Annotated in this window: 9 protein-coding genes and 1 pseudogene; 3 read left to right on the forward strand and 7 right to left on the reverse strand. The window is 74.8% G+C overall.

Annotated features, from left to right (window positions below; all coding sequences use genetic code 11):
• Nucleotides 1-10 precede the first annotated feature (10 nt).
• Nucleotides 11-1021 (reverse strand): hypothetical protein, encoded by a 1011-nt coding sequence (locus ACH495_RS31370; protein ID WP_396861335.1) that lies wholly within the window; start codon nucleotides 1019-1021, stop codon nucleotides 11-13.
• A 183-nt stretch (nucleotides 1022-1204) separates the two neighbouring features.
• Between ACH495_RS31370 and ACH495_RS31375 the strand changes: the two genes are divergently transcribed.
• Nucleotides 1205-1780, forward strand: coding sequence for a dTDP-4-dehydrorhamnose 3,5-epimerase family protein (locus ACH495_RS31375; RefSeq protein WP_396861336.1), 576 nt, complete (start codon nucleotides 1205-1207; stop codon nucleotides 1778-1780).
• 61 nt (nucleotides 1781-1841) lie between these two features.
• On the opposite strand, the gene ACH495_RS31380 is transcribed toward ACH495_RS31375, so the two are convergent.
• Nucleotides 1842-2294: a nuclear transport factor 2 family protein gene (locus ACH495_RS31380; RefSeq protein ID WP_396861337.1), complete on the reverse strand. Its 453-nt coding sequence runs from the start codon at nucleotides 2292-2294 to the stop codon at nucleotides 1842-1844.
• Nucleotides 2295-2498: 204 nt separating this feature from the next.
• Here ACH495_RS31380 and ACH495_RS31385 point away from each other — a divergent pair, with 204 nt between their 5' ends.
• Together ACH495_RS31385 and ACH495_RS31390 are read left to right on the forward strand one after the other, a co-directional pair.
• Nucleotides 2499-3506, forward strand: coding sequence for a DMT family transporter (locus ACH495_RS31385; RefSeq protein WP_396861338.1), 1008 nt, complete (start codon nucleotides 2499-2501; stop codon nucleotides 3504-3506).
• Nucleotides 3507-3546: 40 nt separating this feature from the next.
• Complete coding sequence (locus ACH495_RS31390) at nucleotides 3547-4998, forward strand: MFS transporter (RefSeq protein WP_396861339.1); 1452 nt, start codon at nucleotides 3547-3549, stop codon at nucleotides 4996-4998.
• A gap of 67 nt (nucleotides 4999-5065) precedes the next feature.
• Here ACH495_RS31390 and ACH495_RS31395 read toward each other — a convergent pair whose 3' ends face one another.
• From ACH495_RS31395 to ACH495_RS31415, 5 genes and pseudogenes are all read right to left on the reverse strand, one after another.
• Nucleotides 5066-6160: an alpha/beta fold hydrolase gene (locus ACH495_RS31395; protein ID WP_396861340.1), complete on the reverse strand. Its 1095-nt coding sequence runs from the start codon at nucleotides 6158-6160 to the stop codon at nucleotides 5066-5068.
• A 113-nt stretch (nucleotides 6161-6273) separates the two neighbouring features.
• Nucleotides 6274-7107 (reverse strand): ABC transporter permease, encoded by an 834-nt coding sequence (locus ACH495_RS31400; RefSeq protein ID WP_396861341.1) that lies wholly within the window; start codon nucleotides 7105-7107, stop codon nucleotides 6274-6276.
• Nucleotides 7104-8180: an ATP-binding cassette domain-containing protein gene (locus tag ACH495_RS31405; RefSeq protein ID WP_396861342.1), complete on the reverse strand. Its 1077-nt coding sequence runs from the start codon at nucleotides 8178-8180 to the stop codon at nucleotides 7104-7106. Before ACH495_RS31405 ends, ACH495_RS31400 begins: the two co-directional genes overlap by 4 nt.
• 168 nt (nucleotides 8181-8348) lie before the next feature.
• Nucleotides 8349-9137, reverse strand: coding sequence for a TetR/AcrR family transcriptional regulator (locus tag ACH495_RS31410; RefSeq protein ID WP_396861343.1), 789 nt, complete (start codon nucleotides 9135-9137; stop codon nucleotides 8349-8351).
• A gap of 71 nt (nucleotides 9138-9208) precedes the next feature.
• Nucleotides 9209-9481, reverse strand: a pseudogene (locus tag ACH495_RS31415) (NmrA/HSCARG family protein); the annotation flags it as partial.

Genomic DNA, 9481 nt, shown 5'->3' on the forward strand with positions numbered 1-9481 from the left:
CTCCTCGATCTCAGTCCACCCGCACCGGGAACCGCACCGCCGTGCCGGTCACCGGCGCGCGGCCGGGCCGGGCCGGCGGCCCGTCGGGACGCAGCCGGGGCGCGGCGGCGGCGAGCCGGGGCAGCAGCGCCTCGGCGTACCACCGGGCGAAGCCGACCGGGCCGGCCCACGGGCCGCCCGGGGTGAGCACCGGGCCGGCCGGGCGGTCCGGGTCGAAGCGGTAGGGGTCGGCGAACACCGTGCCGTCCCGGTTGGCGGTGGCGAGCAGCACCACCACCCGGTCGCCGGGGGCGAGCAGACCGCGACCCCAGCGCGGGGCGGCGTCGACCCGGCCCGGCCAGAGCCGCAGCGGGGGCGCGTGCCGCCACGTCTCGGTCACCACCCGGGCCGCGAAGCCGGGCTCGGCGGCCAGCCGGGACCAGCCGCCGGCGCCGAGCACCGCCGCGACGGCGTTGAGCACCAGTGTGGTGGTCACCCGTACCCCGGTGGCCGCGAGCAGCGGCCGGTCGGTGCGCTCCGGCAGCACCGCGCCGGCCGCCGCCAGCCAGCGGGCCGGCTCCGGGGCCGGCGCGCGCAGTGCCGCGTCCACCGCCGGCTCCGCGTCCGCGAGCAGCGCCGCGGTGCCGGCGTCGCCGCCGGCCAGCACCCGGACGACGTCGCGTCGGACGACGGCGGCGAGCTCGCAGCGGTCGGGCAGCGGCCCGAGGGCGGGGTCGGGCGGGGTCGGCGCGCCGGGCGGGTCGGCGGGCAGGTCCAGCGGCGTGGTGGGCACCACGTCCGGGCCGGCCGAGGCGCGGGCCGCTCCGGCGTGGTCGGTCACCAGCCAGTCGCCGGTGGCGGACCGCCACAGCGGCCCCCGTTCCCGCAGCCGCTCCGGCTCGCCGCCGGGCAGCCCGCAGAGCAACCGGGCGTACGGGTCGCCCCGGCTGGCGTGCAGCCAGAGCAGCCCTTCGGTGAGCTGGAGCCGGCGCAGGAGCCGCTGGTCCGCCTCGGGTTCGCGTCGCTGTCGTGCCTGCCGCACCCCGCACCCTCCTCGTGTCCGGTCCCCGCCGTCGCGGGCGGTCGGTGCCCCACCCTGCCGGTGGTCGCTCGAGAACCGCCCCAGCCCGGCTGGACGCCATCCGCCGGCGGTCCGGTCTGGACGGTTCCTCGAGGAGGGACGGCGACCGTGGGGGCCCCCTCCCGCCGACCGATCGGAGCCGTCATGACCCGTCCCCCCACCACCGCCGGCACGCGACTGCCGGAGGTCTGGAGCGCGCCGCTGACCCCCCGGCCCGATGTCCGCGGCCACTTCGTCGAGGTGTTCCGGGCCAGCGCCCTCGCCGCGGCGGCCGGTGTCGACCTCCGGGTGTCGCAGGCCAGCCTCTCGGTGTCGCACCGGGGGGTGATCCGGGGCGTGCACTACTTCCCGGACGGTCCCGGCCAGACCAAGGTGGTGTCCTGTGTGCACGGCGCGGTGCTCGACTGCGTGGTCGACCTGCGGGTCGACTCGCCGACGTTCGGCCGCTGGACGGCCACCCGGCTGGACCAGGACGCGCCGCACGCGGTGTACGTGCCGCGCGGCTTCGGCCACTCCTTCGCGTCGCTCACCGAGGGCGCGGTGATGCTCTACCTGTGCGACGTCGAGTACGTGCCGGACCGCGAGCTGACCGTGCACCCGTTCGACGCCGACCTGGGCCTGCCGTGGCCGGCCGGGTCGGCGCCGATCGTCTCGGAGCGCGACCTCGCCGCGCCGACGCTGCGCGAGGCGCGGCGGGCCGGCCTGCTGCCGACGGTCTGAGCACGACCGTGACCCGGCGGCGCGGCTTCCCTACGCACCGCCGGGTCACGGAGCAGGTGGGTCAGGCCCGGTCGTCCCGGGTGACCCGGCGGTGCCGGACCAGGAGCTGCCCGTCGGCGCCCCGCACCAGCACGTCGTGCGTGACGCACATGAGGTGCAGGCGCGGCTCCCCGTCGCGGGGCGTGGCGACGATCTGCGCGTAGCTGCGGACCGTCAACGACCCGTCGTCCTGCGGCCGGACGTTCACCGACAGCAGCAGGTGCCGGTGCTGCTCGCCCTTGCGGCGCAGCTCGGCGTGGGCCTGCTCCGCGCCGGCCGCCAGCGCGTCCCGCCCCACGATCGGCCGGGGGGCCGACGGTGGCGCGAACACGCCGTCGGGGGTGAACGTGTCGGCCCACTCCCGGGCCGCGCCGCTGTCCAGCAGGTGCATGTGCCATGCGTAGAACTGCTGGACCTCGGCGTACACCCGGGCGAAGGCCGTCCGGTCCGGAACGTTCTCGGTCTGCACGGTCATCGGTGCCGCCCTCTCTCCGCGTCTGCTCGGCGGTGTCGGTGACCGCGATGCTTCCCGGTCCCGCTGGAGAACCGCTGGCGGCACGGACGGGACCGGCCCGCCGTTCGCGTCCAGCGGTTCTCCGGCGGCGCTCGATCCGGGGCCAGAAGCCTGTGACCCAGTCCGGCCGGCCGACCAGCCGACGCTTCGGGAAAGGGATCGACGATGAGTCGTGGTGGATTGATGCGCTTCGGCGCGGTGGCCCTGATGTGGGGCTCGACGTACTTCTGGATCAAGATGGCGCTGGGCGGGATGAACCCCACCCAGTTCAGTCTCGTCCGGGTCGCGATCGGCGCGGTGGCCATGCTGGCGATCGTCGTCCTGACCGGGGCCGCGCTGCCCCGGCGTCCCGGCGTCTGGCTCCGCCTGCTGCTGATCGCCTTCCTGGTCAACGCGTTGCCGGTGCTGCTGGTGCAGCTCGTGCCGGACGCCACCGGCGAGGACGTCGGGGTGGTGTCGGTGTTCAACGCCAGCGTGCCGCTCTGGGCGCTGCTGCTCGCGCCGGTGCTGCGCGAGCGGGCCGGCGGTGGGCGGACGGTGGCCGGCGTGCTGATCGGGTTCGTCGGCGTGTTGCTGATGTTCCCCCCGTGGGAGCAGGTCTCCCGCTGGTTCACCTGGAGCTCGCTGATCAACTTCGTGGCCGCCGTGGCGTACGGCTACGCGCTGTTCTACATGGTGCGCGTCATGCGTGAGGAGAACATGCGCCCGCTGGTGCTCTCGGCCAGCCAGGCGTTGTTCGGCGTGGCCTGGGCGGCGCTGACGCTGACCTGGCAGGACTGGGGACCGGCGCCCACCTGGTCGTCCGAGGTGCTGATCGCGTTGGCGGTGCTCGGCATCCTCAACACCGCAGTGGTCTTCACGTTCTTCGTCCGGATGGTCCGCGACGACGGCCCGGTCCTGTCGTCCACCGTGCTCTACCTGGTGCCGGTGGTGCTGCTGCTGGGCAGCGTCTGGTTGGAGGACGCCCCGCTCACCGCGCTCCAGGTGGTCGGCATGGTCGTCGCGGCGGCCGGCGTGCTGGTGGCCCGGCTCGCCCCCACGCCGACCGACCCCGACGCCGGCGCCCCGGCCCCGGACGCCCGGACCGACACGCCCGCCCGGCCGGTCACGCCGGTCACCGGCCGGCCCGCCGGCTCCGTCTCCCGCACCGCCGCGCACCGGCGGGCCGGCTGATGCCCGCGCTACCGGCACACCACGAGTCAGGAGCACCGAGATGTCCGCGTCCCTGACCGCCGCGCCGTCGGCGGTTCGTGCCCCCCACCGGTACGGCCTCGCGCTGGCGGTCGTCGTGGCCGGCCAGTCGATGATCCTGGTCGACGAGATGATCGTGAACATCGCGCTGCCCGGGATGAGCGCCGACCTGTCCCTCGGCCCGGTGGCGCTCTCCTGGGTGATCAACGCCTATCTGCTCACCTACGGCGGCCTGCTGCTGCTCGGCGGCCGAGCCGGGGACATCCTCGGTCGACGCAAGGTGTTCCTGGCCGGCGTGGCGTTGTTCTCGCTGGCCTGCCTGGCCCGTGGGCTGGCCACCGAGGCGTGGATGCTGATCACCGCGCGGGCGCTGCAGGGGGTGGGCGCGGCACTCACCGCGCCCTGCGTGCTGGCGCTGATCGTGAGCATGTTCGCCGAGGGGCCGCTGCGCCGCCGCGCCATCGCCGTCTACACGGCGGTGGGCGGGCTCGGCGCGGCGCTGGGGCTGCTGCTCGCCGGCACCGTCACCTCGGCCAGCTCCTGGCGGTGGGTGCTCGTGCTCAACGTGCCGATCGGCCTGCTGGTGCTGCTGGCCGCGCCGTTCGTGGTCCGGGAGACGCCGCCGCACCCGGGCCGTTTCGACGTGGCCGGCGCGCTCAGCTCGGCGCTCGGCGTCGCGGCGCTGGTCTGGGCGCTGTCCGCGGTGGGCAGCGAGGGCTGGCGGGACGCGACGGTGCAGCTCCTGATCGCGGCCGGGCTCGCCCTCATCGCCGTCTTCGTGTTCGTCGAACGGCGCGCGCGGCAGCCGATCGTGGTGCCGCGGTTGTTCGCCGACCGCGACCGGGTGTGCGCCTACCTGGCGGTGCTGCTGGTGCAAGGCAGCCAGATCGGTCAGCTGTTCTTCCTCACCCAGTTCCTCCAGCAGGGCCTCGGCTACTCGCCGATGCGCGCGGCGCTGGCGTTCCTGCCGGTGACGGTGACGCTGCTGGCGCTCTCCGGCGCGGTGGTCAAGCTGCAACCGAGGATCGGCGCCCGCCCGCTCGTGGTGCTCGGCGCGGTGATGCTGATCGGCTCGAACCTGCTGCTGTCCCGCCTCGACCTGGAGACCCGCTACCTGACCGACGTGCTGCCGGCGCTGCTGCTGCTGGGCGCGGGCATCGCCCTGGGCACCATCCCGGCGACCGTGCTGGGCACCTCCGGGGTGGGCGACGACGAGACCGGCTCGGCGTCCAGCGTGATCACCGCGACGACCACGCTGGGGGCGTCGCTCGCGCTGGCGGTCCTGGTCACCGTGCTGACGGCGGCGAGCACCCGGGCGGCGTCCGCCCCGCCGGCCGGCCTGCCGCCGGAGGCGGTCGGTGGGTACGCGTTCCTGCACGGCATGTCGGCGGCCTTCGTGGCCGGCGCGGTGTTCGCCGCCGCCACGCTGGTGGTCGCGTTGTTCATCCGGCGTCGCCCGGCCGACCGCCGGTGACCGGTACGCCGGGAACGACGCGGGGCCGGTGGGAGGATTCCCACCGGCCCCCGTCGCGTTGCGCGGGTCAGCGGCGCCCGGCGCCCACGCTGCGGTCGAGCCAGGCGCGGGCGCGGGCGGTCCAGCCCGGCGCGGTGCGGTGCAGGTTGAGCGCGTGGCCGGTCCGGCCGACCACCTCGACCCGCAGCCGCGCGTTCGGGTACCACCGCCGTTCCTGGCGGTACAGCGACGCCGAGCTGGCGCAGTCGCTGCCCTCCGCGCCGCAGACCAGCTTGTCGCGCTGGCCGACCACGATGAGCACGGGCACCCGGATCGCCGCGTTCTGCTCCGGCGGCGGGTACTCCTCGGTGTAGACGTCGGCCTGCTTGGTCAGCTCGTCCAGGTGCACCACCCGCGGGTCCGTGCCGGCCCGCTCGTAGAACCAGGTGCCCCGGGCGCCCGGCCGGGTGGTGTAGTAGGCCGGGTCGAGGCCGCGACGGGCCAGGATCGGGTCCTCCACGGCCGAGTGGATCACCTCGTCCCAGGGGATCTCCACCCGGGCGCTGGCCTCGGCGGTGAGGACCAGCCCGTCGACCCACTCGGGGTGCCGGATGGCCATGGTGCGCGCGAGCGTGGCGCCGAACGAGTGGCCGACGAGCACCAGCTTGTCGAACCGGCGCCCGGTCACGTCACCGCGCCGGACGGCACGGACCAGTTGCGTCATGACCGCGCCCTGGGTGTCCGGGGCGTACCTGTCGAACGGCGGCGCCGAGCTGGCGCCGGCGCCGAGCCGGTCGACCACGAGGACGGCGTACCCGGCGGTGGTCATCGTCTCGACGTAGGACGGTCGGCGCGGGTCGCCGCGCAGGAACCAGTAGGCCTGGCCGTACGTGCCGCCGGGAATGAGCAGCTGGAGCGTCCGGGCCCGGCCGCGCGGCGGCAGGCAGAGCGTGGCGCTGATCCGCTGGTCGACCGGGCCGCCCGCGGTCAGGGCGACCGGGAAGGTGAGCGAGCGGCACCGGAACGGCAGCAGTCCGGCCGGCCGGTCGGCCGGCACCGGCGCGGTCGCCGTCACCGGCGCGGCGGCGGTCGGGGCGGCCGCCCGGGCGGGCGCGGCGAGCGGGTTCAGGGCCGTCGCCGCCACCACGGCGGCGGTGACGGCGGGTAGGGCTCTGGGGCGCAAGGTCTTCCTCCTCGGGACTCCCCCGTGGCGGATACGACGAGCTGCCCCCGCCGACTCCCGTCGGTCGGGGGCAGCTGCGCTCATGGTGCGGCGTGCCGCTGGCGGACTACTCGTCAGTTGCTCAAGGAGCGGTACCGGCTGACCGACAGCGGTAGGAAGATCGCGACCAGGACCAGCGGCCACACCACGGCCATCACCGGGTAGTGGGAGACCACCCAGGAGTCGCCGCCCCAGCCGGGGTTGTCGAACAGCTCCCGGATGGCGCCGACGGTGGCCGACAGCGGGTTCCACTCCGCCACCGCCCCGAGCCACGCGGGCATGGTGGACGGCGCCACGAACGCGTTGGACAGGAAGCCGAGCGGGAACTCCAGCGTCTGCACGCCGGCGACCGCCTCCTGCCCCTTCATCACCAGGCCGAGGAAGATGCCGACCCAGACCAGCGCGAAGCGCAGCAGCAGGATCAGCCCGAACGCGGCGAGCGTGTCACCGACGCCACCGTGCGCCCGCCACCCGACGGCGAGGCCGGCGAGCACCATCACCGCCAGGGTGACCACCGCGAAGAGCATGTCGGCCACGGCGCGACCGATCAGCGGGGCCAGCGGTGACACCGGCATCGACCGGAGCCGGTCGGTGACGCCGCGGTCCATGTCGGCGGAGACGGCCAGGGTGGTGAGGCTGATGCCGAACACCATGGTCATGGCGAACATGCCCGGCATCAGGAACTCGCGGTAGCTGCCGCCGCCGGGCACCTGGAGGGCGCCGCCGAACAGGTAGGCGAACATCAGCACCATGACGATGTTGAAGCCCAGCGACGCGATCAGCGGCCCCGGGTTGCGGCGCCAGTGCGCCAGGCTGCGCCGGGTCAGGGTGATGCTGTCGGCGAGCAGGGACGGCCGCCCGGGCACGACGTCCGGGCTGACCGCGGTGGGCATGGTCGCGCTGGTCACGCGGGCACCTCCTCGACGTTCTCCGAGCGCGGCGCGCCCGGCTTCGGCTCGTCGCCGCGCCCCTTGCGCCCCTTGCCCTTCTTGGACTTCTTGGCCTTCTCCTCGGCCGCCGTCTCCTCGGCGGTCTGCGGACGGCGGCCGGTCAGGTGCAGGAACACCTCGTCGAGCGTGGGTCGGCGCAGCGCCACGTCCTCCACGGCGACGCCGCCGGCGTCGAGCGCCCGCAGCACCTCGGTGAGTGCGCTGGCCCGGTTGCCGACCTGGGCGCTGACGAAACGGCGGTCGGGGTCGACCTCCGGCTCGGCGCTGGCGACCAGCCGGAGCTGCGCGGCGGCCGCGGCCAGGTCGCCGGCGTCGTGCACCACGAGGTCGATCCGGTCGCCACCGAGCCGCGCCTTCAACTCGTCGGGGGTGCCCTCGGCGATGACCCGCCCGGTGTCGATCACCGAGATCTGGTCGGCGAGCTGGTCGGCCTCGTCCAGGTATTGCGTGGTGAGCAGCACGGTGGTGCCGGAGCGGACCAGCTCCCGGACCGACTCCCAGACCTCGTTGCGGCTGCGCGGGTCGAGGCCGGTGGTCGGCTCGTCGAGGAAGAGCACCGACGGGGTGAGGATCATGCCGGCGGCGAGGTCGAGCCGGCGCCGCATGCCGCCGGAGTATGCCTTGACCGGCTTGCCGGCGGTGTCGGCGAGGCCGAACCGCTCCAGCAGCTCGGTGGCGCGTTGCTGGGCCCGCTTCGCGCCGAGGTGGAAGAGGCGGCCGAAGATGACCAGGTTCTCGTAGCCACTGAGCACCTCGTCCACCGCGGCGTTCTGCCCGACCAGACCGATGCGGTAGCGCACCTGGTCGGCCTGGCGGGCGATGTCGAAGCCGGCGACCTCGGCCCGCCCCTCGTCGAAGCGGAGCAGCGTGGAGAGGATCCGCACCGAGGTGGTCTTGCCGGCGCCGTTCGGGCCGAGCAGTCCACACACCGTGCCCTGCGGGACCCGCAGGTCGAACCCGTCCAGGGCGTACTTGTCCCCGTACCGCTTGCGCAGCCCCTCCGCGATGATCGCGTGATTGCCCGCTGTCACGTCGCATCCTCCTCAGCAGTGCCGGCCCTGTCGTCGGCCTTAGCGTACATCATACGGTAAGCAATACGGTGGAGCCGGCGGCCGCGTGTCGGCCGTGGTCCGGACAGCCGTCGCGCCCGGGCCGTCCTGGTGACGACCCGGGCGCGACGCGCCCGGACGGGCGGCCGGTCAGCGGGGGATCCGACCGGCCGGCGCGGTCCGGGCCGCGATGAAGACCTCGATGCCGTCGAGCAGGCGCCCGAGCCCGAACTCGAACGCGTGCTCCGGCGAGTAGGAGCCGCCGTGCGCGGCGCCGGCCGCGGACCCGACCCGGGTCGCGGTCGGGAAGACCGAGCCGTCCACGAACGCGCCGAGCAGCGGACCGCAGACCCGCCACCACTGCTCGTCGGTCATGCCGCTCTCCCGCTCCAGCACCGACGCCTCGACGGCCCGCCGGGCCACCCCCTCGGCGTAGTCGGTGACCAGGTGCACCACCGAGTCCATCTCCACCTCGGTGAGCCCGATCCCCTCGACCGCCCGAAGCTCGTACTCGTACTTGGCCATCGCGTGTGGACCGAGCGGGGGCCGGCCCACCGGGATGCGCAACAACCAGGGGTGCCGGCGCCGCAGGGACCAGTTGGCCCGCGCCACCCGCTCCAACCCCGCCCGCCACCCGTCCGGCGGCGCCGCCGGCCCGACCACCTCGCCGTAGACCGTGTCGACCATCAGGTCGATCAACTCGGCCTTGCCGGGCACGTAGGTGTAGAGCGACATCACGCCCACGCCGAGCGCTTGGGCGAGCCGACGCATGGACAGCTCACCGAGGCCCTCGGCGTCGCACGTCTCGATCGCCACCCGGACGATCCGCTCCAGCCCGAGGTTGGACCTGCTGCGGGCGTCCGGACCACGCCGGCTCCACAGCAACGCGAGGCTGCGCGCCGGGTCGGCCGTGCCTCGGCCCCGCTCGTCCGGCCGCATCCGCCCCTCCGTTCGTCGATCCCGTATGGCGTACGATACAAGATACGTGGATGGCCCGCCCGCCCCTCGGATCAGGCCGCCGACGGCACCGGCGGTCGCCAGTCCACCGCGCGCAGCCAGTCGGCGAACGTGCGCAGGCCCGGGTGCCGGGCCCGCAACGCCGCGATGTCGGCGGCGTAACCGTCGGTCTGGAACCACTCGAACATCACCGCGATCTCGTGGCTGTACGGGATCCACGGGTTCGCCGCCACCTCGGCCAGGTCCAGCTGCTCGAACCGGGCCGGCAGCCCGGCCGCGGCGCCGAAGCGCTGCGCCATCTCCGGTCCGGTCAGCTCGTCGCCGGC

Source organism: Micromonospora sp. NPDC018662 (assembly GCF_044391475.1).
GTDB lineage: Bacteria > Actinomycetota > Actinomycetes > Mycobacteriales > Micromonosporaceae > Micromonospora.